The sequence below is a fragment of the Rhodopila sp. genome (assembly GCF_965277165.1).
In the GTDB taxonomy this organism is placed as follows: Bacteria; Pseudomonadota; Alphaproteobacteria; order Acetobacterales; family Acetobacteraceae; genus Rhodopila.
Window position 1 is genome coordinate 2,766,580 of sequence record NZ_CBDICE010000006.1, and the last position, 24,753, is coordinate 2,791,332.

The 24,753-nt window shown below is 64.0% G+C and carries 23 protein-coding genes; 9 read left to right on the forward strand and 14 right to left on the reverse strand.

Annotated elements, in window-relative coordinates; genetic code table 11:
* Nucleotides 1–310: 310 nt before the first annotated feature.
* From ACQY4Y_RS24915 to bla, 3 genes are read left to right on the forward strand one after another with little or no spacing between them, the layout of a single operon-like run.
* Entirely contained in the window at nt 311–1,678 is a 1,368-nt protein-coding gene (locus ACQY4Y_RS24915) for an LLM class flavin-dependent oxidoreductase (RefSeq protein ID WP_428493257.1), read from the forward strand.
* A gap of 30 nt (nt 1,679–1,708) precedes the next feature.
* Nucleotides 1,709–2,617, forward strand: a complete 909-nt coding sequence (locus ACQY4Y_RS24920) for an alpha/beta hydrolase (RefSeq protein WP_428493258.1) — start codon at nt 1,709–1,711, stop codon at nt 2,615–2,617.
* A 43-nt stretch (nt 2,618–2,660) separates the two neighbouring features.
* Entirely contained in the window at nt 2,661–3,509 is an 849-nt protein-coding gene (gene bla / locus ACQY4Y_RS24925; RefSeq protein WP_428493713.1) for a class A beta-lactamase, read from the forward strand.
* Between the two features lie 6 nt (nt 3,510–3,515).
* Here bla and ACQY4Y_RS24930 read toward each other — a convergent pair whose 3' ends face one another.
* Both ACQY4Y_RS24930 and ACQY4Y_RS24935 read right to left on the reverse strand, forming a co-directional pair.
* A complete protein-coding gene (locus ACQY4Y_RS24930; RefSeq protein ID WP_428493259.1) occupies nt 3,516–5,147 on the reverse strand; it encodes an acyl-CoA synthetase in 1,632 nt (543 codons plus the stop codon).
* 187 nt (nt 5,148–5,334) lie between these two features.
* Entirely contained in the window at nt 5,335–6,333 is a 999-nt protein-coding gene (locus tag ACQY4Y_RS24935; protein ID WP_428493260.1) for an AraC family transcriptional regulator, read from the reverse strand.
* 303 nt (nt 6,334–6,636) lie between these two features.
* Between ACQY4Y_RS24935 and ACQY4Y_RS24940 the strand changes: the two genes are divergently transcribed.
* Entirely contained in the window at nt 6,637–8,574 is a 1,938-nt protein-coding gene (locus ACQY4Y_RS24940) for a hypothetical protein (protein ID WP_428493261.1), read from the forward strand.
* Here the strand turns inward: ACQY4Y_RS24940 and ACQY4Y_RS24945 are convergent.
* From ACQY4Y_RS24945 to hslV, 9 genes are all read right to left on the reverse strand, one after another.
* Nucleotides 8,561–9,175 carry a hypothetical protein gene (locus tag ACQY4Y_RS24945; protein WP_428493262.1) on the reverse strand — a complete coding sequence of 205 codons (615 nt, stop codon included), beginning with the start codon at nt 9,173–9,175 and terminating at the stop codon, nt 8,561–8,563. The two genes, ACQY4Y_RS24940 and ACQY4Y_RS24945, sit on opposite strands and share 14 nt — an antisense overlap.
* Nucleotides 9,172–9,981 (reverse strand): nucleoside phosphorylase, encoded by an 810-nt coding sequence (locus ACQY4Y_RS24950; protein ID WP_428493263.1) that lies wholly within the window; start codon nt 9,979–9,981, stop codon nt 9,172–9,174. The genes ACQY4Y_RS24945 and ACQY4Y_RS24950 overlap by 4 nt, the downstream gene beginning before the upstream one ends.
* Nucleotides 9,971–11,251, reverse strand: coding sequence for a TRAP transporter large permease (locus ACQY4Y_RS24955; RefSeq protein WP_428493264.1), 1,281 nt, complete (start codon nt 11,249–11,251; stop codon nt 9,971–9,973). The genes ACQY4Y_RS24950 and ACQY4Y_RS24955 overlap by 11 nt, the downstream gene beginning before the upstream one ends.
* Before the next feature lie 4 nt (nt 11,252–11,255).
* Nucleotides 11,256–11,843 carry a TRAP transporter small permease gene (locus ACQY4Y_RS24960; RefSeq protein WP_428493265.1) on the reverse strand — a complete coding sequence of 196 codons (588 nt, stop codon included), beginning with the start codon at nt 11,841–11,843 and terminating at the stop codon, nt 11,256–11,258.
* Nucleotides 11,844–12,878, reverse strand: a complete 1,035-nt coding sequence (dctP, locus tag ACQY4Y_RS24965) for a TRAP transporter substrate-binding protein DctP (protein WP_428493266.1) — start codon at nt 12,876–12,878, stop codon at nt 11,844–11,846. It abuts the gene before it with no gap.
* 193 nt (nt 12,879–13,071) lie between these two features.
* A complete protein-coding gene (locus ACQY4Y_RS24970) occupies nt 13,072–13,455 on the reverse strand; it encodes a type II toxin-antitoxin system death-on-curing family toxin (RefSeq protein ID WP_428493267.1) in 384 nt (127 codons plus the stop codon).
* Nucleotides 13,452–13,676: an AbrB/MazE/SpoVT family DNA-binding domain-containing protein gene (locus ACQY4Y_RS24975; RefSeq protein WP_428493268.1), complete on the reverse strand. Its 225-nt coding sequence runs from the start codon at nt 13,674–13,676 to the stop codon at nt 13,452–13,454. The genes ACQY4Y_RS24970 and ACQY4Y_RS24975 overlap by 4 nt, the downstream gene beginning before the upstream one ends.
* Before the next feature lie 225 nt (nt 13,677–13,901).
* Complete coding sequence (gene hslU, locus ACQY4Y_RS24980; RefSeq protein WP_428493269.1) at nt 13,902–15,224, reverse strand: ATP-dependent protease ATPase subunit HslU; 1,323 nt, start codon at nt 15,222–15,224, stop codon at nt 13,902–13,904.
* Nucleotides 15,224–15,802 carry an ATP-dependent protease subunit HslV gene (hslV, locus tag ACQY4Y_RS24985; RefSeq protein ID WP_428493270.1) on the reverse strand — a complete coding sequence of 193 codons (579 nt, stop codon included), beginning with the start codon at nt 15,800–15,802 and terminating at the stop codon, nt 15,224–15,226. The genes hslU and hslV overlap by 1 nt, the downstream gene beginning before the upstream one ends.
* Before the next feature lie 292 nt (nt 15,803–16,094).
* On the opposite strand from hslV, the gene ACQY4Y_RS24990 reads away from it, so the two are divergent.
* Nucleotides 16,095–17,225, forward strand: a complete 1,131-nt coding sequence (locus ACQY4Y_RS24990) for a glycosyltransferase family 4 protein (protein ID WP_428493271.1) — start codon at nt 16,095–16,097, stop codon at nt 17,223–17,225.
* A gap of 107 nt (nt 17,226–17,332) precedes the next feature.
* Nucleotides 17,333–18,316: a glutathione synthase gene (gene gshB, locus ACQY4Y_RS24995; RefSeq protein WP_428493272.1), complete on the forward strand. Its 984-nt coding sequence runs from the start codon at nt 17,333–17,335 to the stop codon at nt 18,314–18,316.
* Between the two features lie 75 nt (nt 18,317–18,391).
* Here gshB and ACQY4Y_RS25000 read toward each other — a convergent pair whose 3' ends face one another.
* Together ACQY4Y_RS25000 and ACQY4Y_RS25005 are read right to left on the reverse strand one after the other, a co-directional pair.
* Entirely contained in the window at nt 18,392–19,825 is a 1,434-nt protein-coding gene (locus tag ACQY4Y_RS25000; protein ID WP_428493273.1) for a sensor histidine kinase, read from the reverse strand.
* Nucleotides 19,812–20,495, reverse strand: a complete 684-nt coding sequence (locus ACQY4Y_RS25005) for a response regulator transcription factor (protein WP_428493274.1) — start codon at nt 20,493–20,495, stop codon at nt 19,812–19,814. The genes ACQY4Y_RS25000 and ACQY4Y_RS25005 overlap by 14 nt, the downstream gene beginning before the upstream one ends.
* Before the next feature lie 156 nt (nt 20,496–20,651).
* On the opposite strand from ACQY4Y_RS25005, the gene ACQY4Y_RS25010 reads away from it, so the two are divergent.
* Nucleotides 20,652–21,344, forward strand: coding sequence for a response regulator transcription factor (locus ACQY4Y_RS25010; RefSeq protein ID WP_428493275.1), 693 nt, complete (start codon nt 20,652–20,654; stop codon nt 21,342–21,344).
* An 84-nt stretch (nt 21,345–21,428) separates the two neighbouring features.
* Nucleotides 21,429–21,581 carry a hypothetical protein gene (locus ACQY4Y_RS25015; RefSeq protein ID WP_428493732.1) on the forward strand — a complete coding sequence of 51 codons (153 nt, stop codon included), beginning with the start codon at nt 21,429–21,431 and terminating at the stop codon, nt 21,579–21,581.
* A 295-nt stretch (nt 21,582–21,876) separates the two neighbouring features.
* On the opposite strand, the gene ACQY4Y_RS25020 is transcribed toward ACQY4Y_RS25015, so the two are convergent.
* Nucleotides 21,877–22,938, reverse strand: coding sequence for an IS630 family transposase (locus tag ACQY4Y_RS25020; RefSeq protein ID WP_428493640.1), 1,062 nt, complete (start codon nt 22,936–22,938; stop codon nt 21,877–21,879).
* Nucleotides 22,939–23,059: 121 nt separating this feature from the next.
* Between ACQY4Y_RS25020 and ACQY4Y_RS25025 the strand changes: the two genes are divergently transcribed.
* Nucleotides 23,060–24,207 (forward strand): IS630 family transposase gene (locus ACQY4Y_RS25025; protein ID WP_428490713.1). Its coding sequence is split into 2 segments (ribosomal slippage): nt 23,060–23,519 and nt 23,519–24,207, totalling 1,149 coding nucleotides; the frame shifts between segments, so codons are not numbered across the junction.
* Nucleotides 24,208–24,753 lie beyond the last annotated feature (546 nt).

Sequence of the window (24,753 nt, forward strand, 5' to 3'; positions counted from 1 at the left end):
CGCCGGCGGCGGATAAAAGCTGCCATGCGTGGTATGACGGCGCCAGCACATGAGATGTGAAGATTTGATGGCGGGCGGGTTCGCCCGCCATCCCGCTTCAACCGCGCTGGCCGAAGCGCCGGCAAAGCAGCCTCAGCATGGCGATACTGTTGGTTTTTCGCGGCGACGGATCAAACCAAGTCGGCACACGTTGAAGTGACTGTCCCGGCTTTCACGCCAGCCTGCTCGTGGCGTTTCCCTATCGTCAGTCCGCCGGTCGGCGGCGGAGCGTTGCGACAACAGAGGCCAAAATGGTCCAGGGAGGAACAAAATGTTCGAGATCGGCGTATTCCATAATGGCGCGTCCAGTCTTCCCGTCGTTGTCACCAAGGACGGGGTCGCGGTCAACGACGGCTCGCTGACCGAGGTGCACAAGGCGGCGCAGGAAGTCCTGATAAACCAGGTCCGCCAAGGCATCCTGGCCGAGAAGCTCGGTTTTCAGTCGTTCTGGCTGACCGAACACCATTTCCAGCCTGAAGGGGCGGAAATGAGCCCGAACCCGCTATTTACCCAGATGGCGATCGCCGCCCAGACCAAGACCATTCGTCTCGGCCAATGCGCCAACATCGTCGTCTGGCACCATCCGGTGCGTATCGCCGAGCAGATCGCGCAGCTCGATGTCATCAGCGGCGGACGGGTGGAATGCGGCATGGGCCGCGGCTACCAGCCACGCGAAAACGAAACACTCGGCCGGCCCTTCGGCTCGACGATCCAGGACCAGGAGCGCAACCGCAAGGCGTTCGAGGAAGCTGTCGCGATCATTCGGAAATGCTGGACAGAACCGTCATTCGCGCATCGCGGCGAGAACTTCTCCATCCCGCCGACCTACACCAAATGGAACCACAAGCAGACCATCGCCTACTTTCAGATGGACAAGGTCGAGCGCCGGCTGGAAGACGTGATCGCGATCGGCGCGCCTGACATGTATTCGGCCGGCAACCCGGTCCAGGCCACAACGACGACCCTGAAAGAGCTGCAGGTGTTTCCGCAACCCGTGCAAAAGCCGCATCCGCAGATCTGGGAACCGGTGACCAGTTCTCGATCACTCAAGTGGGCCGCCGAGCAAGGCGTTAACGGTGTGATGATCGTCGAGCCAAACGACCGGCTGAAGAAAAATATCGATATCTACTACGAAGCGGCGGAGAAAGCCGGCTGGCCCGACATGCTCAATCGGGGGAAATTCAAATATGGCTGGGACGCACAAAAGCGCCGCGGCATCATGACCAGCCGCTATATCCACATCACCACGCCGGGCAAGGAGAAGCAGGCGATGGAACGCGCGGCTCGGGCCATGGAACTGCAATTCGACTACTACGGGCCGTTCGGCTTCGGCGCGGTCGTGGCGCGCCTCGATGAGCCGATGTTCGACCTCAACAAGCGGGTCACCGCCGAGATGCTACGCGAGCGCGAGATCGCCATCCAGGGGTCGAAGCAGTTTGTCATCGATAAGATCATGAAGATGAAGCAGGAAATTGGCTACGACGATTTCTGCTTCCTCGGCTGGTTCGAACTCGGCGGCTTCGAGGGCCGCGAGATCGAGGACCAGATGCAGCTCTTCGCCGAGGACGTCATGCCGGTGATCGCCCGTGAGTGCGGCGGCAAGGTGGACCTGCCGGTGCGCGGAATCACCTATGCCTGATGGTCATCATCAGTAACGAAAGAAACAACCATGGCCAGTAAGCAAAGCCAACGGCTGATTACCTCTTACAAGGGATTGCTCGCGGAACTCGATGCCAGCCCGGACATGCCGCTGAACGAGGTCCGCGCCCTGTTCGAGCACATGGGCGACGTGACGGCGGAACCGGGAAGCATCGATTACGCCGAGGTCGAGGCGGGCGGTGTACCGGCGATGTGGGTGGTGCCGAAAGGCAGCGCACAGGACCGCGTGCTGTTGTGCGCGCATGGTGGCGGATACTGCTTCGGATCGATGTACACGCATCGCAAGTTGTATGGACATTGTGCGAAGATGATCGGCTGCCGCGCGCTGATCGTGCATTATGGTCGCACGCCAGAGCATCCCCATCCCGGGCCGGTGAACGATATGGCGAAGGCGTATCGCTGGCTGCTCGATCAGGGGATCAGACCCAACCATATCGCGCTGATCGGCGACTCGGCGGGCGGGGGCCTAGCCGTAACAACCCTGCTGCGGCTGCGCGAGCAAGGCCTTCCGATGCCGGCAGCTACGATGCCGCTGTCACCGTGGCTCGATATGGAAGGCGGCGGCGGCAGCTTCGAAAGCAACCAGCAGAAAGACGTTCTGGTGGCCCACGAGATGCTGCTGGAAATGGCAAAAACATTTCTTGGAGAGAATGGGAACCGGCGCGACCCGCTGGCCAATCCGCTGCACGGCGATCTGCGCGGCCTGCCGCCGGCCTACATCCAGGTGGGAGGTGACGAAACCTTGCTCGACGACAGCCGCGGCCTGGCCGAAGCGCTGCAGCGCGCCGACGTCGAGGTGAAGCTCGACGTTTTCCCCGACATGCAGCACGTGTTCCAATTCCTCGCCGGCGTGGCGCCGGAGGCGGACGAGGCAATCGCGAAACTTGCCGCCTGGGTGCGTCCGAGGCTTGCGCTCTGACGTGCGACCGACGCTGAGGCGCCCTCTGGGGCGCCGGCGCTGGCTGGGTTTGGCAACCCTGCTGGCAGTTGGCCCGCGCGTTGCCAGGGCCGCCGACCCGGCTGTTGCCGCCGCGTTCGACCGTATCGAAAACGGCAGTGGCGGACGCCTGGGTGTCGCGATTGACGACACTGCGACCGGGCAGCACTACGGCCATCGCGCGAACGAACGATTCCCGATGTGCAGCACTGCCAAAGTACTGAGCTGCGGGGCGATACTGCAACGTGTCGATGCCGGCCATGACAATCTGAACCGGCGCATCCGGTTCTCCGCCAAGGACCTGGTCACCTATTCCCCGGTAACCAGGAATCGGGTCGGCGGCGATGGCATGGCCTTGGCGGAACTGTGCCAAGCGGCGCTGACTGTCAGCGACAACACCGCCGCCAACCTGATCGTGGCGAGCCTCGGTGGACCATCGGCGGTAACCGCGTTCGCGCGATCGCTGGGCGATCCGGTGACCCGGCTCGACCGGATCGAAACCGCTTTGAACGAGGCCCAGCCAGGCGATGTCCGCGATACCACCACCCCAGTCGCGATGGCGGCCAATCTGCGCATGCTGGTCACCGGGGACAGCCTGTCGCGAGCCTCGCGTGACCAGTTCGCGGCCTGGCTGGTTGCCAATCAAACCGGCGGGGCGAAGCTGCGGGCCGGGCTACCCGAGGACTGGCGGGTGGGCGACAAGACCGGCAGCGGCGGGTTTGGCACCAGCAATGATATCGCGGTGATCTGGCCACCCGACCGCAAGCCGCTGATCGTCTGCGTCTACCTGACCGACACCAAATCCGGTTCGGATAGCAGTGACAGAACGATCGCCGCGGTTGCCAGGACCGTGCGGGACTCGTTGCCGGCGTGACCCAATCTACTCGATCGCCGCCGCCGACCGGGCCAGTTGGCGCAGCGCGAACTTCTGGATCTTTCCGGTCGAGGTCTTGGGGATCTCCCGGAACACAAACGTTTTCGGCACCTTGAACCGAGCCATATGCTGGCGGCAGAAATCGCCCAATTGCTCGGCCGTCACCGACGCGCCGGGCTTCAGTTCGACGAACGCGCACGGCGTCTCGCCCCATTTTTCGTCGGGCTGCGCCACCACGGCGGCACTCAGCACCGCAGGATGGCGATACAAGGTCTCCTCGACTTCGATCGAGGAAATATTCTCGCCGCCCGAGATGATGACATCCTTCGATCGATCGCGGATCTTCACGTAGCCGTCCGGCTGCGTCACCGCCAGGTCCCCGGTATGGAACCAGCCGCCGGCGAACGCCTGCTCCGTGGCGTCGGGATTGTCCAGATAGCCCTTCATCGTGATATTGCCGCGAAACATGATCTCGCCCATCGTTTCGCCATCCCACGGAACCGGCTGCATCGTCACCGGATCCAGCACCGTCATCGCCTCTTGCAACGGCGTGCGCACCCCCTGCCGTCCGTTGCGTTCGGCCCGCCCCTCGATCGGCATCTCGCTCCAGGATTGGTGCTTCGAGCACACCCCGGCCGGCCCGTACACCTCGGTCAACCCATACACGTGGGTCAGTTCGATGCCGATCTGCTCGGCCCCCTCCATGATCGCCGCGGGCGGCGCGGCGCCAGCCACCTGACCGGCGATGCGGTGACCGATCCCCGCGCGCAACGCGGCCGGGGCGTTGATCAGCATCGAGTAAACGATCGGCGCCCCACACATATGCGTCACCCCATGCTCGCGGATCGCATCCAGCATCGGCTTCGCCTCGACCCGGCGCAGACAGACATTCACCCCGGCCCGTTCGGCGATCGTCCATGGAAAGCACCAGCCGTTGCAGTGAAACATCGGCAGCGTCCACAGATACACCGGATAATGCGGCATCCCCCAGTTCAGCACGTTGCTGATCGCGTTCAGATGCGCGCCGCGATGGTGGGTGACCACCCCCTTCGGATCGCCGGTGGTGCCCGAGGTGTAGTTCAGCGCGATCGCATCCCATTCGTCGGCCGGGTTCGCCCAAGCGTAGTCGGGGTCGCCCTCGGCCAGGAACGTTTCGTATTCGGTGTCGCCAAGCCGCTTGCCCTCGGGCCAGGCCGGATCGTCGAGGTCGATGACCAAGGGCTTGACGTCGAGCAGCGCCAGGGCGGCTTCGATGACCGGGGAAAATTCGCCATCGGTCAGCAGCACCTTGGCGCCGCCGTGGCGAAGCTGGAAGGCGATCGCCTGTGCATCGAGGCGGGTGTTCAGCGTGTTCAGCACCGCGCCGCACATCGGCACTCCGAATGCCGCCTCATACATCGGCGGCGTGTTGGGCGCGATGACCGCGACGGTATCGTTCTTGCCGACACCGCGCCGCGCCAGCGCCGAGGCCAGCCGGCGGCAGCGGCTGTAGGTCTGCTTCCAGGTCCAGCGTTGATCCCCATGCACCACCGCCAGTCGGTCGGGATAGACGTAGGCGGCGCGCTCGATGAACGTCAGCGGCGTCAGCGCGGCGTAATTCGCCTGGTTCTTCGGCAGGTCAGCATAGGGACTGTTCATGGCGGCGTCTCCCTGGGGCGGGCTCTGGCAGGCCGTTACTTCGATCAAGGATGACATAATCCGCGGGAATGCGCCCGGCAAACTCGACTTGATGGATACCACAACTAATGACCTGACACGTAGGAAGCCCGTCGAAGGGGTCGGCCATTGCTATCATGGGTGGCCAGCCGGCGTTGGCCTGACTCAATCACCGTCGCTCATTCCGTGTGTGAAGCGGCAACGCCCCAAAGCGTTCGCGATATAACGCGGCGAACCGGCCAGCATTACTGAAGCCGAAACGAGCGCATACGGCGCCGATCGCAACGTCTCCCGCCAGAAGCGCTGTGCGAGCAGCCTCCAACCTGAGCTCGCGCAAGACCGACGTCACAGTCTGTCCGCATTGCGACCGAAAGGCCGCCGCAAGGGCACGAGCAGAGCAACCTGTGGCCTGCGCGATGTCCTCTACCGTGAGCGGCTGCAAGAGGTTCTCTCGCATGAACTCCGTCGCTCGCCGCACGGCGTGGGGCGGCGCCACGCTCGGCGCCCGAACGAGAGGCTCGGTGTAGCTGTGGATCGTGCCTTCCAGTATTGTCCGAATGACCAGGTCCTCAAACCCGGCGACACCAACGCCGCCCGCGAACAACGAATACGGGTCGGTCAGCTCGTCCGCGACGTAGCGCACCAGCCGGTTCAGACTGGCGGCGGTACCCCGAGGCCACGCCTGCTCCGGCACGAAGGTCAGTGGCGCATCCAGCGGCCGGTCCAGCATTGCCTCCAGACAACGGACCAGCGATCGCCGGTTGATCCAAAGGTTCAGCCGCTCGCTGCCATCCGCGGTCAGCGCCTGGGCGCCGGGTTTGGTCTGGCCCAGCAGCAGATGACCGGCCATGGCCGTGATTGCCGTTTCCGATCCGAAGGACCGGTAGTGCACCGCCCCTTGCAGCACCGCCATGACGCAAAAGGAGTATGGATGCGCCTCTTGGAAGGTGACCTCGGTGCCGAAACGTTCGCTGACGCAGGACAGCATGAGAGGACCCATCGCACTGTCGCCAATCTTGCTCAGGGTCTCATCGGAGGACTCGACGCGTTGCGGTTCACGCAGCCGGTAGAGCATAGGGCCGTAGTTGCATGCCTCCGCCTGACACCGAACCAGGTCGGACTTGCGAATTTCAACCACACGCATCGCGTCGAGAAGTGCGGGCCTCATCGAAGGTCTCCCACAGAGCTCACAACTGGACCAAGTAGAATATACAGATTTCGCAGCCGATGGACAGTATTGGCGTCCAGCGCGGCGAACAAGGCGAATAGCGGATGAACTTCCATCCAGCCCGCGGTATTTGGGTTGCCGCCGCCCGCTGTTCAGTCACCGGACCCGCTCAGGGCGGTCACACGTAGAAACCCAACACGCTCAGACCCGCGCGGCATCCGCCTAGACTCGGCAACCGACAAGTCTGCCAGGACGGCACGGCCGGTCGCGCCGAGAGAGACAACGTCCCAAGGAGGATTAAGCATGTCCGGCTCGATAAGCGGCACTACCCAAACCTTCACCAACACCGGCAGTATCGTCAGCTACCAAGTGCAGACCAGCGGTCTTTACGACATCACCGCCACCGGCGCGAGCGGCGGTAATAGTGGTGGTAGCCCGACGGACGGCGTAGGCGGCCTCGGCGCCGTGATCGGTGGCGAGGTTCAGCTCACGGCGGGCGAAGTTCTGGAGATCGCCGTTGGCGGCGCCGGGACGAGCGCCACGTTCGCCGGCGGCGGCGGCGGCGGCAGCTTTGTGGTCGAGGAAGCTGGGAGTACCACGATACCTCTGGTCATCGCCGGTGGTGGCGGCGGCGGTACGCATGAAGTTGGCTTGAACGGCGGCAATGGCGGTGGCGTTGCCACAAGCAGTGGTGGCGGCGGAAGTGGGGGCAGCGGTGAGCAGTTCGGCAGCGGCGGCGGTGGTGGCGGCGGCATCACGGGAAACGGCAGCGCTGGCGGTAGTGGGGATGGGTCCAACGGCGGTGGCGGCGGAAGCTCGTTCGCGAATGGTGCAACCGGTGGTACTGGCAGTGGTACCGGCAGTCAATTTGACAGTGACGGTGGCTTCGGCGGCGGCGGCGCTGGAGGCATCGCCGATGGCGGCGGCGGCGGTGGTGGTGGTTACACAGGCGGAAATGGCGGCCAGTTCACAGGCGCATCTAATTTCGGTGGCGCCGGCGGCACGTCCTTCGACAGCGGCACAAACCAGCAGGTCAGCGTCGCCACGGTCGCTGGCAACGGCGAGGTCACGATCGCCCCGCTATCGGCCCCCGTCATCGCAGGCACCGTTGCCAACCAGGCCACCACGGGCAAGACCCCGATCGATCCGTTCGCCCATGTCAGTGTTACCGACCCCAATTCCGGGACACCGAGTGAAACGGTGACGGTAGCGCCCAGCAGCACCGCCAACGGCACGCTGTCCGACCCGAACGCCGGTGACGGCGGTTCCAGCAGCAACGGCGTCTACACCATCACCGGCTCGGCCGCCGCGGTCACGGCCGCTCTGGATGGGCTGGTGTTCATACCCGCCGCGTCCAACCAATCAGTCACCACCACGTTCACGATCACCGACACGGACTCGCTTGGCGAGACCGCCAAGGACAGCACGACATCCGTGACCGCGAGCCCAGCCGACCAGCCCTCGACCATCACAGTCCCCGCGTCGGACCAGACACAGACCAGCACGGGCCTTACGCCGGTGACGCCCTTCGCCGGCGTCAGCATCACCGATCCCAACGCCGGCAGTCCGACCGAGACCGTCACCATCACCCCCAGCAGCACCACCTCCGGCACGTTGTCCGACCCGAGCGCCGCCACCGACGGCAGCAAGGCCAGCAACGGCGCGATCACCCTGACCGGCAAGGCGAGCACGGTCACGACGGAAATCGACGCCCTGAAGTTCACCCCCGCCTTCGGCCAATTCGGCAAGACCAGCTTCACCATCGCCGACACCAACTCAGCGGGCCAGACCACGACCCCTCCCGGCACCGCATCGGTCACGGTGAACCCACCGCCGCCGCCATCGACCGTGCAACTCAAACAGATCGGCTCCGACATCCTGCAGTTCTACAAGGACACCGTCTCCCACCAGTCCACCGCCGCCGACACCACCAAGCTGGTCAACGACTTCACCGCGACCGACATCTCGCAGGCGCAGCTTGGTCAGTTGCTCGGTCAGACCCTGACCTCCGCGATGCTCAGCAACTCGGCCGCAACCACGCTGGGGACGGATATTGCCAGCCTGTACTACCCCAAGATCACCACCGACCTCGCGCACGCCGGCGGCGGTCTGGCGAACGACCTCAGCGCAATGATCGGCACCACGGTGGCGGCGGGCGCCGACGACCTGCTGCGCGTGCACTACGGCCAGGGCGCAAACCAGGCTCTGGCCGGCACCCTGAACGACTTCAAGCTCGGGTAGTTAGCGGTCCAAGCCGTGCGCGATCATGGCTAGAGCCGTCTGTCCAACGCGCATCCAGCCCCAGGCAGCGCCCCGGCGGATCGAGGATGAACAGCGCCTGGATCACCATCAGGTAGCCATACGTCCACGGCCACTCGCCCGGCGCCGAATACAACCCGAGCCAAAGATTGCCCGCCATCAGCAGGCCCAGCAACGCGAACCAGCGGGTGAACACCCCAACGATCAGCGACAGTGCGATGACGGCCTCGGTGAGATAGATCAGCGGACCGAACAGGTTGATATTCGGGATGAAAAGGTTGGCGTAGAGCGTCCTCTGCAGCGGGATGGCGGCGTGATCGACGACCTCTTTCATGAAGTAAAGCAGGCCAGCATAGTTGGGCGGGATCTTCCACAGAGATCCCTGCCACCACATGGTGCCGATCAGCACCCGCAATGCCCAGATGCCAGCAGCGTGGAAGCCGCGCTGGCCGGGGTCGTCCCGCCATGCGCGCACCGCGATGAAGATGCTGGCCAGTAGCGCGATCCAGTAAACCGCAGTCGGCCAGTCGGGTTTGGTCAGAAACGCGATCGTGTCGGTAGCGATGTTGGGTTCGGTTTTCATCGTTCGCTCCGCCAGGCCCGCGCGGTTGCCGCAATCAGATTGAGCGCCTCGCGTGCGCCGTTGGCTTCGCCCTTCTCGAAGTCACCGTCAACCCTGGCCATCTGGTTGGTCAGATGAGCGAAGCAGACCACCGCGCACCGGCGCGCCGCCGCGAAGCTATACAGCGCCGCCGCCTCCATCTCCACCGCCTGGATACCGAGCGCCCTGGCCGCCTCGATGGCGGTATCGGTTTCCCGGAACGGCGCATCGGTGGTCCAGGTGGCGCCCCGCGAGACCTTCGGCCGATGCCGTGCCAGGGCGGCGTCGATCCGGCCGATCAGCGCGGGATCGGCGACGGCGAAGCGCTCGGGCGGCCGGTAGTGCAGGCTGGTGCCCTCATCGCGCAACGCCCGGTCGATCAGAATGAAGCCGCCGTTCGGCACCGCGTCGCCGATCCGCCCCGATGAGGTGACGCTGATCAGCAACCGGCAACCGCTGGCGAACATTTGCTCCGCCAAAAGAACCGCGAACGGCGCGCCAACCGCGCAGCCGACGATGCCCAGGGTCTCGCCGTCGTGGTCAACGTCATACATCTCGGTGTGGTAGCAGGCCCAAAACGGGCTTCGCCTTGCCTGCCCGTCGGCCCGGACGGCGCGCACGATGTCGCCGTCCGGGTCCAGCACGCAGATCGCGGGGACGTTGCCAGGGGGGATGCTCTTCTGCCGCCGAGCCTCGCGCAGCAGGTTCTCGGGCTGGAACAGCGACGCCGCGGCGTGGTCCTTGGCCGCGAACAGTGGCGAAGCAGCATCGTCGCCCTCAGTTGCCATATACCACCCCGGGCAGCCACATGGTCAGCGCCGGCACATAGGTGATGATTCCCAACACGATCAGCAGCAGGATCAGGAACGGCAGGATGCCCCTGATAACTTCGCCGATCGGCGCATCCGAGATCGTCGACAGCACATACAGGTTCAACCCGACCGGAGGGTGGATCAGCGCGATCTCCATATTGTGGGTGAAGATGATGGAAAAATGCACCGGATCGACGCCCAGCGGCTTCAGCGCCGGCGCCAGGATCGGAATCACCAGCAGCAGCGCCGCCACCACCTCCAGGAAGCACCCCAGCACCAGCAGCAGCACATTGATCGACAGCAGGAACAGCCAAGTGGGCAAGTTGTGCGCCACCACCCAGTTCACCAACTGCGCCGGAGCGCCCGACTCGGTCATCCAGTGGCCAAACGCCAACGCGGTCGCCACGATCAGCATGATCGTTCCGGCACTGCGCAGCGCGTCCGCGATCACCGACAGCGTCTGGCTGACGCGGAACCCGCGATAGAACACCAGGCTCACCAGCAAGGCAGCCACAGCAGCCAGCGCCGCGGCCTCGGTGACGGTCACCAGACCGCCGTAAATGCCCACCAGCACTACTGCCGGCACCGCCAGCGCCGGCAACGCCCGCAGCGTCACCAACAACCGATCACCCACCGGCAGCGATGGCTCGCGCGGAAAGTTGCGCCGGCGCGCGTCATACCACACCCAGGCGAAGAACGCCGACGCCTGCAGCAGTCCCGGCAGGATCCCCGCCAGGAACAGCCGCGGCACCGACTGCTCGGCCACGATCCCATACAGGATCAACGCCAGGCTGGGCGGGATGACAATGCCGATGGTGCCGGACGCGCCGATCACCCCCAGCGCGAACGACCGAGGATAACCCTTCTCGATCATCGCCGGCAGCAGGATCGTGCCCATCGCCAGCGCCGTCGCGACCGACGATCCGCAGATCGCCGCGAACAGCGTGCAGGCCACCACCGTCACCAGGCCCAGCGACCCCCTGATGCCGCCCAGCCACGCCGCCGACACGTCGACCAGCGCCTTCGCCACGCCACCCTGGCGCATGAACGCCGCCGCCATGACGAACAGCGGCAACGACATAAGAGTAGACGAGTTCAGGTCGTCGATGATCACCTGAGCCACGCCGATCATCGGCTGGCCGGACACCAGGTACAGCACCGCCGCGCACGCCCCCAGCACCAGGAAGATCGGCATCCCGGCCGCCAGCAGGCCGAAGAACATCGCCAGGAAAAGCACCGCCTCCACAGGCTTAGAGATCGGCCAGCGGTGCGAGGTCCGGCGACAGTTCGCTGTCCGCGATATGATGCCCGACGGTCATCGTCGCCGGATCGAAGCGGAACAGGTAACGATACAGCCGGATCAAGTAGCGCATCGTCATCAGCACCCCACCCGCCGGCAGCGCCGTATAATAGATCCACATCGGGAACTGCAGCCCGCTGGAGCTGCGCTCATCCAGCAGCAGCGAGGTATCGACGATCTGCCAGCCATACCAGATCATGCCGGCGCAGAAGATCAGCGCGACGACGCAGTTGAACGCCTCCAGCCAGCGCTGTCCGCCAGGCGGTACCAGTCGCAGCACCAGGTCCGGCCGGACGTGCCCATCGGTACGCACCAACTGGCTGGAGATGATCATCACCGCCCAGATCATCAGATAGACAATGACCTCCTCGGCCCAGGAGATCGCCAACGCCGGAAAGAAATAGCGGCCGAGCACCTGAACCAGCCCGATCACCATCGCCATCGCGCCGAGAATACCCGCCAGCGTGCGCTCGATGCCGTCCCATATCCGGCCGGGCCACATCCGGCCGGGCCACATCCGAGCTGGGCGGACCCCCACTCAGGCCGTTCCGTTCACCGATTGCTCGGCCAGGCGAACGACCTCGGGCGAAAGCTTAGCGGCGCTGATCAGGGTCGCCACGTCCGCCTGCATCGCCTTGCGCGCCGCGTCCAGGGTGGCCTGGGGCGGATCGGTGAATACCACACCATGGTCAGCCATCTCCTTGCGCCCGTGTTCCTGCGACGTCGCCGCGTTGGACCGGTAGGTGGCGATGTTGCTGGCCCACAGGTCGACCATGACCTTCTGCATCGACGGCTCCAGCTTGGCCCAGAACGTGCCGCTGATCATCGGCATGTACATGCCGACATACTGGTGGTCCTGATACGAGTATTTGACCCCAGCCTCCCACAACTTGGCGGTGGCGACACTTTCGTTGGTCGATACGAACCCGTCGAAGGTGCCCTGCGACAGCGCCAGCGGCACGTTCGGCCATGCCGTGACGTTGGGGATACCGCCGAAGAAGCTGATACGCCAACTGATCCCGGCACCGCCAGGGCTGCGAATCTTCAGCCCCTTGATGTCCTCGGTGGTCTTGATCTGCTTATGCGTGGTGTACCAATTCTGAAACCCCAGATCGAGCCACGGTCCCAGCAACTTAACCCGCAGCTTGGCCTCGATCTGCTTGTCGATCAGTGCCCCCGCCTTGCCGTCCGCGGCGCGGTTGGTGGCCTCGATCGGCTGACCATAGAACACCGGCAGTTGCACGAAATCGCAGTCCGGAACGATACCGGTCTGCGTCCAGTTGCCCGGCACCGCCATGTCGACCTGGCCCTGCAACAGCGCCTTGGCAACGTTCAGGTCGGCATAGAGCTGCCCCGACGCAAAGATCTCGCTGGTGATCTTGCCGCCGGTCGCATCCTGCACCTTCTTCAAGTAATCGGCGACCGAGATGTTGCGCACGTGCGACGGCGCGGTATCCAGCGAGCAGCGGATCTTCAGCGCCTGCTCGCCACGCGCGTGCCGCAGGATGCCGAACGTTCCGGCCACCGCAACCGCTGAGCGTCCCAGCGCCCGGCGGGACAAACCTTGCCTCATTGTGAAACCTTTCTTGGACATTCCCTCGGACGAGGAGCAACCGGACTGATGGCCGTTCGGCTGGCATGCGTCAAGGGGTCGAGCCGTTTTGGAAACAGTCAAATCGCCCGGAGTCCGGTAACACCCGGTTGCGGCCATGGTGCGTCAGACATTGCCTCGGCAACGCCGGGTCAAGCGGCCTGCGGCGGCGGCCTCAGCCCGAGGCTTCGGCATGCATCCGCAACCAAGCGATGAACTCGCCCTCGGGCAGTTCGCCCGCCGCCATCGCCAACATCATCACCACCGCCTCGGCGTCGCCCACGCCGAACATGCAGCCGTTCAAGCGCAGGAAAAGCTCCAGCGCGACGAAGCCGGTACGTTTGTTACCATCGACAAATGGACGGTTCTGCGCGATCGCCAGGGCGTAAGCCGCTGCCAATTCGGCGGTATCCGGCTCACCGTAGCCGGCGCGATTGAGCGGGCGGGCCAGCGCATCATCCAGCAATCCGGGGTCACGCAGGCCCGGTGCGCCCCAGTGCTCGGTCAGTTGTTCGTAATGGATGGCGAGGATGAGTTCGCGCGATAGCCAGACCGTCACTTAGCCAGTTCGCGCAGCACCGCACGGCGATCCTTCATCACTTGGCGCGCAACGTCCATCTGCGCAGCGAAATCCGGGTCGGCGACGGTCAGACGCACACCATCGGGCTGATCGATGGCATAGATCGTATCACCCTTCGCCATCCCCAGCTTGGCAAGCATCTCCCTGGGCAAAATAACACCCACAGAATTGCCGATCTGGGTGAGTTTCAACGCGTGCATGGCTTTGCCCTTCTGGCGACCTACGCAGAGTTATAAGCCCATCTGACCGCCTGGCCGGCCCCGCCAAACCCTGAGCGGCTCACCACATCATTGCCAGCCCACTACCCTGGCCGGCACGCCACATCCTTGCCAAGCCGCCACACCCTGACCGGGCCGCCGCATCCTGGCCCAGCCCGCGGCACCGTGATCAGACCAACGCCGGATTATAACACACGTTATACCCAACTACAAGATAAATCGGCTCAGGTCACCCTTCCGCGCCAGCGGCGCCACCTTCTCCGCCACATAGGCGGCATCGACCACAAATGTCTCGCCGCCGCGGTCGGTGGCGGTGAAGCTGATATCCTCCAACAGCCGCTCCAGGACCGTGTGCAGCCGCCGAGCGCCAATGTTCTCTACCCGGTCGTTGATGTCGGAGGCCAGATCGGCCAGCGCATCCACCGCTTCGTCGCGGAAATCCAGCGTCACGTTCTCGGTCCCCAGCAGCGACTCGTACTGCTTCAGCAAAGAATGCTCTGGTTCGGTCAGAATACGCCGCAGGTCGGCGCGCGACAGCGGCTGCAATTCCACCCGGATCGGCAACCGGCCCTGCAATTCCGGCAGCAGGTCGGACGGTTTGGCCAGGTGGAACGCGCCCGAGGCGATGAACAGGACGTGGTCGGTCTTCACCAGGCCATACTTGGTGTTGACCGTGGTGCCCTCGATCAGCGGCAGCAGGTCGCGCTGCACGCCTTCGCGGCTGACGTCGCCGCCACGGAACCCGCCCTCGGTGGTGCGGGCGCAGATCTTGTCGATCTCGTCGAGGAACACGATGCCGTTGTTCTCGGCGTGCGCCACCGCCTCCTTGGTCAAGGAGTCGTTGTCCAGCAGGTTGTCGGCTTCCTCGGCCTCCAGCACCCGACGCGCCGCCTCCACCGTCATCCGCCGCTTCTGCTGCGGACGGTTGCCCATCAGCCCCTTCATCATCTCGCTCAGGTTGATCACCTGACCGGGGGGCATCCCCGGCATGTCGAACTGCCCGATCGGCATGCCGCCGGCATCCGACACCGAGACCTCGATCTCCTTCTGTTCGAACTCGCCGTTGCGCAGCATCCGGCGAAACTTTGACCGGGTGTCGGCCGCCGCCCCCTCGCCCACCAGGGCGGTAACCAGACGTTCCTCGGCCGCCGTCTGCGCTTTGGCCTGGACCCCCTTTCGGCTGGCCTCGCGCAGCATGTTCAGGCTGGAATCGACCAGGTCGCGCACGATGCTTTCAACATCGCGGCCGACATAGCCGACCTCGGTGAACTTGGTCGCCTCGACTTTCAGGAACGGCGCCTGCGCCAGCTTGGCGAGCCGGCGCGCGATCTCGGTCTTGCCGCACCCGGTCGGCCCGATCATCAGGATGTTCTTCGGCACCACCTCCTCGCGCAGGCCCTCCGGCAGCTGCTGGCGCCGCCAGCGATTGCGCAGCGCAATGGCGACCGCACGTTTGGCGTCGCCCTGCCCCACGATGAAGCGGTCGAGTTCCGAGACGATCTCTCGCGGAGAATAAGTCGGGACGTCCATTACAGAGACTCGATGATAACGTTGCCGTTGGTATAGACGCAGATATCGGCGGCGATCTGCATCGCCCGCCTGGCGATCTCCTCGGCCGAAATGTCGGGAACCGAAATCAGCGCACGCGCCGCCGCCAGAGCGTAGTTGCCGCCCGACCCGATGCCGATCACGCCGTCGTCCGGTTCCAGCACGTCGCCATTCCCGGTCAAGGTGAAGCTGCGGTCCTTGTCGGCCACCGCCATCAGCGCCTCCAGCCGACGCAGGTAGCGATCGGTACGCCAATCCTTAGCCAGTTCCACGCAGGCCCGCTCAAGCTGGTTGGGGTAGCGTTCAAGCTTGCTCTCCAGCCGCTCCAGCAGGGTGAACGCATCGGCCGTGGCGCCGGCGAAGCCGGAAATCACGCCGCCGTCGGCTCCAATGCGGCGCACCTTGCGTGCATTCCCCTTGACGATCGTTTGCCCCATGCTGACCTGGCCGTCACCCGCCATGGTCACTTTGCCATCCCGCCTGACACAAAGGATGGTGGTGCCGTGCCACCCGATCGGGTCACCAAACGGAGCTCCGGAGGCGTGAATTGAACTGTCCATAACGCGGCTAGGTGGCGACGCTGACCAGTTTGGACAAGGCCCGCCATTCACCACCCCCACGCTGACGCGCCACGATCCTCGAGACCCGAAGATATCGGGTCGTACAAGCAACAAATTGTCGAAAGCGACACAAATGTCGGTCGAAAGCGACACAAATGTCGAAAGCGACATAAACCAAGTGTTACCACGCAAATCGTCCAACCATCGCCATAACCCGCCTGAACATCATGAACCCGCACATGACATCACTACAACCCGCGATTTTCAAATACTGAACCGCATGAAGCGCCGCGTGCCCGACTGGCCGAACCGCATCCTTTTCGTCAAGCTGGGTTCCTTCTCCCATACCAACGAGCGGGTGCTCGAACAACTGGCCGCGCGGTTTCCGAACTGCGAGATCGTTACATTCGACGTAAAGGACTACGTCAAGCGCCGGTTCGGCCTGGCCGCACTCAATTTCGTCGTCGAGGTCATGACCTACGGTCCATCGGTGCTGTCCACTGCGTCCGCCCGGCACGCGTTTTTCTTCCTCACCCCATTGATGTTCCGCCACTTGTCGGCCGTGATCGTCAACCGCTTCGGACCCGAGGCCGACAGCTTCCGCTGCGTGCTGCAAACCCAGGGCCTGTTCAACGCCGCGTTGCCCGGACGACCGTTCGTCATCTACACCGACCATACAATCGCCAGTCATCGCGAATACCGCCACAGCGATCCCCGCCTATTCCGCTCCAAGACCCTGCTCGGCCTCGAGCGCGCGCTGTATCTGCGGGCCGATCGCATCCTCACCACCGCCACTCATGTCGAGCGCACCCTGGTGAACTCCTATGGCTGCGATCCCGGTCGCGTCGCCACCATCCTGATCGGGGCGAACGTCGATGCCACCGCCTCGGCCGACGACCTCGCCCGGTATGCCGCCGGCCGCATCCTGTTCGTCGGCATCGAGTGGGAGCGCAAGGGCGGCCCCACCCTGCTCGCCGCCTTCGACACCGTCGCCACGCGGTTCCCCGCGGCGACCCTGACGATCGCGGGATGCTCGCCCCAGATGTCGCATCCGCGCGCCCGCGCCACCGGCCTGCTGCCGCGCGCCAACGTCGCAGCCCTGCTGGCCGACGCCTCGATTTTCTGTCTGCCCAGCCTGATCGAACCGTCGGCGGTGGCCTCGGTCGAGGCCATGGCATTCAAACTGCCGGTCGTCGCCACCACCGTCGGCGGCTTTCCCGGCATGGTCAGCGACGGGGAGACCGGCCTGCTGGTGCCGCCCGACGACGCCATCGCCCTGGCCGGCGCATTGGGCGACCTGCTGGCCGATCCGCAACGAACACGCGCCATGGGACAAGCCGGCTACCGCCGCGGCCATGACCTGTTCACCTGGGACGCCGTCGGCGCCCGGCTACACGATCAGCTCGAGCTCATGCCGCAGTAGCCTGAGCCTTTCCCAGGCCAAGCCCCGAACGCCCAGCCCCGAACGCCACATCCATGGCAGGCGAATGGTGCTATAGACGCGACAACAACCGGACAGGGGAACAAGCAATGGCTCGCCCGCTCAGGGTCGCGGTCCAGATGGACCCGATGGATACCGTCAACATCGACGCCGACTCGACGTTCGCCCTGATGCTGGAGGCACAGGCCCGCGGCCACGCGCTGTGGCACTATGAAGTGCGCCACATGGCGCTCAAGGAGGGCGTGCCGCGCCCCGGAGGCGGCCGGCGCGAGGACCGCCTGTTCGCCCGCGGCCACAAAATCAAGCTGGCTCGTCGTCACGGCGCGCATTACGAATTCGACCCGATGGCGACGATCGATCTCGCCAGCATGGACGTGGTGCTGATGCGCCAGGACCCGCCCTTCGACATGGCCTACATCACCGCGACCCACATGCTGGAGCACATTCAGCCCGGCACGCTGGTGGTCAACGATCCAGCCGCGGTGCGCAACGCGCCGGAGAAGATCCTGGTCACCCATTTCCCCGACCTGATGCCGCCGACACTCATCACCTGGGACCTCGACGCGATCCGTTCGTTCCGATCGGAGTACAAAGACATCATCGTCAAGCCGCTGTTCGGCAACGGCGGCGCAGGCGTGTTTCGAATCAAGCCCGACGATGAAAACCTCGGCGCGCTGCTCGAGATGCAGTTCGCCCATTCGCGCGAACCGCTGATGTTCCAGCGTTACGAACCGGCAGTCCGAGCCGGCGACAAGCGCATCATCCTGGTGGATGGAGAAGCGATGGGCGCAATCAACCGGGTTCCGGCGCAGGGTGAGGCGCGATCCAACATGCATGTCGGCGGCCGCGCCGAAAAATCACCGCTCACGGTGAGGGACCGCGAAATCTGCGAAGCAATCGGGCCCACCTTGCGCGAGCTGGGCATGATCTTCGTCGGCATCGATGTCATCGGCGACTATCTGACCGAGATCAACGTCACTTCACCGACCGGCCTGCAGGAAATCGCCCGCTTCGATGGCCTGCACCTGGAAAAGCCGATATGGGAGCGGATCGAGGCCAAGATCGCGTCCTGACCCCACCGCGCCAGGCTGCGAACCCGCCCAACAGCGGGTGCCCTGCTCGATCCGAAACGCCCCAGCCACCTCGGATCATAGCGAGGTGGGTAACAAGCGCCGTTCCAGCGCCACCGCCTGGGTAACGACCGCGGCGCCATCATCGGACGCATCGAGCCGAACCAACGTGACCCGGCACCCCGGTCTGGCATCGCTGATCGCCAGGTCCATGCCGTGCAGCCGCGCCACCGCGGCAACCAGCGCCAGCCCCAAGCCGCTGCCCGGGGTCTGGCGGCTGGCTTCAGCGCGGTAGAATCGCCGTAGCACCGCGTCTTGCTCGTCGCGTGGGATCCCTGGGCCGGTATCGACCACCTCGATGCCGATACCGCCCGTACCGGATACAACGCGCAGCGTGACGCAACCTCCGCGCGGGGTAAACTTCAACGCATTGTCCACCAGGTTGCCGACCGCCTCGAACAGCAGGCTGGGATCGCCGCGCATCACCAACGGGGCGCCGCCGTCCGCGATCAAACGTAGCCGCACACCAGCCTGCTCCGCAGCTGGCTCATACAGTTCGGCGACGTCGGCCAGCACCTCGCGCAGATCGGTGTCCAGAAACCCCGTCCGCCGCGCACCGCTTTCGACCTCGGCGATGCGGAGCAGCGCCGCGAAGCTATTCAACACGCCGCGTGTTTCCTGCACCGCCTCATCGATCGCGGCGGCGTAGTCCTCGGTGGAACCGTTGCGCCGGCGGCTCCGCTCCAGCCCGGCAAGCAGCCTTGTCAGCGGGGTGCGCAGGTCGTGCGCGATATTGTCGCACACCCCTTTCACCTCCCGCATCAGGCGCTCCAGTTCGCCGAGCATATCGTTGATCACCACGGCCAGGCGGTCGAGGTCGTCAGCACGATCATGCGTCGGCAGTCGTTCCGAGAGATCGCCGCCGACGATGCGTCGGATCGCTCGCGTCACCGCATCGATGCGCCGCACCGAATCGGCACCGACGATCGCCGCCCCGATCAGACCCAGCAGCGTGGTAAATAGCGCGCCCCAGACGAATGCGTCGATAAGCACGGCGGCGAACTTGCGCTGCCCCTCCATGCTGCGCGCGATCAGCAGCAATTCCCCCGCTGGGCGGCGATGCAGGATGCCGCGAAACTTGATGTCCTGACCGCCGCGTGCCAGATCGAACGCCATCGCGACATCCTGGGGCATCGCCGCGAGCATCCCCACCGGCAAATCCAGCGTGGTTCCCGCGACCCGCTGCCCGCTACCATCGAACAGCGTGAAAGGACGCTCCAACGTCGGATCGGCGACCACGTGCGCGGTCAGCCGGCGCAACAGATTGTCGCGCTCCATCGGCCCGAAGACCGACTGCTCGCGGGTCAACCAGTCATCGACGCGGCCTCTGACGTAGACCGCGGTCTGCCAGTACAGGAACCCGAAGAGGATCAGCGACGCGGCGCCGAACAGCAGCAGGAAGCGCAGCGCAAGCTGGAAGCTGGTGGTGCGCGGCAGGTCAACCAGTCGCACGAAGCATGTATCCCGCGCCGCGGATCGTCCAGATCAGCGATTCGCTGTTGTCCGGGTCCAGCTTGCGGCGCAATTTGCTCATATGCATGTCGATCACGTTTGTAGGCCCGACCGAGCGGTAATTCCAAATCTCCTCGAACAGCATGCTTCGGGTGACCACTTGCCCGGCATGGCGCATCAGGAATTCCAGCAGGCGGAATTCACGCGGCAATAATTCGACGACGCGTCCGCCGCAACGCACGATCTTCGACCCCAGGTCCATCTCCAGCCTGCCGGCGCGCAGCATGGTTTCGACACCCGGCGAGTCGCGGTGGCGCAGCAACACATCGAGCCTGGCGGTCAATTCCAGAAACTCGAACGGTTTCGTCAGGTAATCGTCGCCGCCGGCCCGCAATCCGACCACCCGCTCGTCCACCGCCGACAACGCGCTCAGGATTAGCACCGGTGCCTCAACCCCGACCGCGCGCAGGGTGGAAAGCACGCCCAGCCCATCAAGCCCGCCGGGCAGTATGCGGTCCAGCACGATCGCGTCGTAGCTTTCCTTGGCTGCCTGCAGCAGCGCCTCTCGCCCGCTGATTGCGGCGTCCACCTGGAAACCATGATCGGTTAGCGCCGCCTTGATTTCGGCGCCGGTTTGCGGATCATCCTCGACCACCAGCACGCGGGCCATATCGTCACCTCGAACGCCGATGTTGGTGCCGCCGCCGATTCTCGCAATGCACGACCAAACATACCAGCCCACAACCGACCTATTATCACCCAGAGCACTCTATGCCGCCGACGCACATCCCCGGACATGGATGAAAAGTAACTCACAGGAGATCTCGTGCGCCTGTTGATCATCGAGGATGACGATACCGCCGCCGCTTACCTGGCGCGCGGGCTGGCCGAAAGTGGCCATATCGTCGATCGCGCCGCCGACGGGGACGCCGGCCTGACACTGGCGTGCGAGGGGCTCTACGACGTGCTGATCGTCGATCGCCGCCTGCCGCGACTAGACGGCCTGACGCTGATCCGTCGGCTACGCCACCAGGACCCGCATACGCCGGTCCTGGTGCTCAGCGCGATCGGCGACACCGCCGACCGGGTCGAGGGCATGCGCGCCGGTTGCGACGACTACCTGGCAAAGCCCTATGCATTCGCCGAAGTGCTGGCCCGGCTGGAGGCGCTGGCCCGGCGCACCAACCGCGCGCGGCGCCAGATGGTGCTGCAGGTCGGCGACCTGACGATCGACACCCGCTCGCGCCGGGTGACCCGCGATGGCAGGGAGATCGTGTTGCAGCGGCGCGAGTTGCTGTTGCTGGTCTCCCTGATGCGCCACGCCGGGCAGGTGGTCACCCGGTCCATGTTGCTGGAGACGGCGTGGAACTACGATTTCGAACCGCGCGGCAACATCATCGACATGCACGTCCACCGGCTGCGGCAGAAGATTGATCAGGGTTTCGCCTATCCGTTGATCCATACCGTCGTCGGTGCCGGATACATGCTCCGCGCACCCGATGCGCCGGCCCGTCCCTGACAGTATGTCCGGAAACGCTACAGCATGATCGGATAGGGGCTGGATGGCCGGATCAAACCGTGAAACATCCGGGATCCCGACACCTTGGACGAGCATCTCGATGTGGACTCCGACAACCCGCGCAACATAGCCGCGCGGGGCGGTTACGAAGGTGGCCAGAAGATCAACGGCCGCAAACGTCAGGCCATGGTGGACACCGATGGCAGGGCACTCAGGCTACGAGCGCTCGCTCGTTGAAAAACCGGTTCCAGACGGACCCTCATGTCGACGGAGAGTGGCATCGGTGCCGAGCTCGTCGAAATTGTCGATCGCCCATGCCCCCAATACAGTCAGCCTATCGGCAAGACTAACACCGAGCGCATTCAGCGAGTACTCAACGCTGGCACTGATTCCATTCGTTGGACGAGCAGGTATCCGTGCAAACTGCGCAGCGTTTGCGTCAGCCTCTTCTGTGAGGGTCCCTCGACGGCGCGGAGTAAATCGCTTTTGCGCACCGGCCCTCGTGCTACTTCCACACTAGTACCCAGAATCGCTAAACCGCGAAACATGGCTTGAGCCGTTTTTGGTGAACGGCGCTTTTGGTCCAGACGAAGGGGCGGGCGTTTTTGTTGTAGCTATTGATGAAGCTTTCGATGTGGGTCACCAGTTCGGCAACGCTGCCGAATGAGGCGCCTTTCAATGACTGGCCCGCCAGGATCGAGAACCAGATTTCGATCTGGTTCAGCCATGACGTGTGGGTCGGCGTGTAGTGGAAATGTACGTTTGGGTGCCGCGCTAGCCACAAATCCCGCTTCGGCTTGTGGGTTGACAGGTTGTCAAGGATGACGTGGATCTCCTTGCCCTCATGTTGCTTGACAACCCGGTTCATGAAGTCGCGGAACTCCGATCGGCGACGGCGTTTGTAGTGCTTGCCGATGACCTGGCCGGTGGCAACGTCGAGCGCGGCGAACAGCGTCGAGGTGCCGTGTCGCTTGTAGTCATGCGATTGGCCGATCATCGCCCGGCCATTGGGTAACTTCAGGTATCCCTGTGTCCGCTCCAGCGCCTGGATCGATGGCTTTTCATCGACCGAAAGCACCACGGCATGGCTCGGAGGGGCCAGGTAAAGCCCAACGATGTCAGCGGCCTTGGGCACAAAATCCGGGTCCGTGCTTTGGCACCAGGATTTGCACCTGGACAGGTCGATTTTCTGCACACGCAGGAACCGCCAGATATGCTGCTCGTGGATATCCACCAGTTCGCGTGCCAACAACGGGGCGGTCCAGTTAGCATACCCAGCCGGGGGTGGCTGATCCAACAGGGCCAGAATGCGCCGCCCGTGCTCAGGACCATACTTGGGCTCGTTGCCGCGCTCGCCAGTCTCACTCAGGCCAGCCATTCCCTGGTTAGCGTAGCGCACCCGCCATTTCGAGGCCGTGCCGGGCGTGCAACCGACTTCCCGGGCAATCGCGCGAGACGCCATAGCGGCGCTTGCCAGCAGCACAATCCGCGCACGATCGCGCATCCGGGCCTCGGTTTTGCGCGAAGCAGCCAACGCCTCCAGAACCTGCCGGTCCTCAGGCGTCAACGCGACCGTCGTCGCAGCAGGAATGATCTTCATCCCGCCTACGAATCATGACTCGCGCTTCAGCGATAGTGGGTACTAGTACCTCCTGTCATTGATTTCGCGGCCATTCTTCGAATCGATAGTTCCGCAACGACGGAGATGCTTCGTGATCGCGGAACGACTTGCTGGAAAAAGGTATGTGGTGAAGCTCAGCGAAGAGGAGCGGGATCGCCTCAACACGCTGATCCACGCGGGCAACCACCCGGCCCGGCAACTGACCCGGGCCCGCATTCTGTTGAAGGCCGACAGCGCGCAAGCGGGCGACGGCTGGAGCGACAGACAAATCGCAACAGCCCTCGATACCAGCGTCGACACGGTCGCACGGACCCGCCAGCAAATGGTGGAAGAGGGGTTCGAGGCCGTTCTGGTCCGCAAGCATTCCCCAGCCTCGGCCAGACCGCGCATTTTCGACGGAGCCGCCGAGGCTAAACTGATCGCGCTGGCTTGTTCCGACCCGCCGAAGGGTCGCAAGCGGTGGACGCTACAACTCCTTGAAGAGCACGTTGTCGAACTGAAGATCGTCGACCGCGCCAGCGACAACACGATCGGGCGGACGCTAAAAAAAACCTCCTTAAGCCGCATCTACAAAAGCAATGGGTGATCCCGCCGGACGCCAACGCCGCCTTTGTAGCCGGAATGGAGGACGTTCTTGAGGTTTATCAGAGGCCGCACGATCCAGAGTATCCTGTGGTCTGCGTGGACGAGACCTCGAAACAATTGGTCGCCGAAACGCGTGTAGCCATCGCTGGCAGGCCTGGGCAACCGGCACGCTACGATTACGAGTATAAGCGTAATGGAACCGCTAATCTGTTCATGATCTTCGCCCCCCTGGAAGGCTGGCGCCATGTCGAGGTGACAGATCGCCACACGGCCGTGGATTATGCTCAGATCCTCAAAGCCATAGCCGACATGAATTTTCCGAAGGCGAAGAAAATCGTGCTGATGCAAGACAATCTCAATACCCACAAGCCGGCGTCGCTCTACGAGGCTTTTCCCGCCGCAGAGGCCCGCCGGCTGGTGGAGCGGTTCGAATGGCACTACACGCCAAAGCACGGCAGTTGGCTGGATATGGCTGAATCCGAGCTCAGCGCCTTGTCGGGTCAGTGCCTCGATCGGCGGATCGCGGACAAGCAAACTCTGACCGAGGAAGTCGCCGCATGGGAGGGCAGCCGTAACAAGAAACATGTCAAAGCCGACTGGCAGTTCACCACCGCCGATGCCCGCGTCAAGCTGAAGCGGTTGTACCCCGCACTATGAACGACTCGAAGTACTAGAAGTCAAAACGAAGAAGAAATCCAAGCCCGACGATCCCGTTTCCCGCGTCTCGGACCGTCAGTCCGACCCCGGACGACGTCAATCGTGTTAAGGCCGCGCAAGCGATCGCCGCCGGACGCTTCGGGCATGACAAGCCGACCTCGCGAAACAGCATTGTCCTGCTGCTCGACCATCAGATCGGGCTCATGGCGGGCATGCGCGAAACCAACTCGCTGGCCGAGTTCAAGAGCAACGTTGTCGGGCTTGCGAAGATCGCCAAGGCGCTCGAGATCTCGACGCTCCTCAGTTCTTCAAATACCTAATGGGCAGAACGACGACACGATCACTGAGATCAAGGAACTGTTTCCTGACCAGCCAATCTACCTGCGAAACGGAATCATCAACGCCACGAGGATCCGTCGTTCCGGAGGGTGTTCGAGGACCTCGTCCAGTCGAAGGGAAGGCGGCATATCATCATCGCCGCATGTACGATTGGGACATGCGGCGTCTATCCTAGGCTGTCGATGCTTAATGACGGCTACAAAGTGT